This window comes from Pseudomonas syringae group sp. J309-1 (assembly GCF_032582135.1).
GTDB lineage: Bacteria > Pseudomonadota > Gammaproteobacteria > Pseudomonadales > Pseudomonadaceae > Aquipseudomonas > Aquipseudomonas quasicaspiana.
Genome location: NZ_JAWHNU010000150.1, coordinates 1 through 546 on the forward strand (window position 1 = coordinate 1; position 546 = coordinate 546).

1 protein-coding gene is annotated in these 546 nt (G+C 65.2%); it reads left to right on the forward strand.

Translation table 11 applies throughout. The annotated features are described in order from the left end of the window. Positions 1 to 329: 329 nt before the first annotated feature. Positions 330 to 546 (forward strand): DUF736 domain-containing protein (locus RX972_RS29175; RefSeq protein ID WP_316880777.1); only part of this gene is annotated, 217 nt, incomplete at its 3' end.

Here is a 546-nt window from a genome sequence, read left to right on the forward strand (position 1 = left end):
CCTAGCGATCTGTCGCCGCCCGCAAAGCCCGGCTCCGGACAGATCGCTAGGTCTCCGTTGACCCATTGCCTGTTGCGAGCGCACCGACACGGCCTCTTCGATGGGTGTATCTGGCCGAAGGACGGCTTCGCCTCAATCGCCTAAGGCGCAACAGCGCCGTCAAGACTTTCTTCCCCTGCCGGCTGCGCCGTCATTCCTCGCGCACCAAGAAAGTCCCTCCTTTGCTGTCTGAAGCCCTGCGGGTGCGCCGTCGATTGCCTCCGGCCGGGCGATCACCATCGAGGCCGCAATGGTGCGGGCTCGACAGGCAAATCCAAAGCACACTTCCCATGGCGACCATCGCCACCTTCAAGAAGACCGGCTCGAACGAGTACACCGGCGAAATCGTCACCCTCAGCGTCCAGACCAAGAACGTCCGCATCGTCCCCGAAGCCCGCGCCAGCGGCGAGAACGCCCCCAGCCACCGGGTCTTCGTCGGCCGCGCCGAGATCGGCGCCGCCTGGTCGAAGCGCTCCAACGAGGGCCGCGACTATCTCGGTCTCAAGC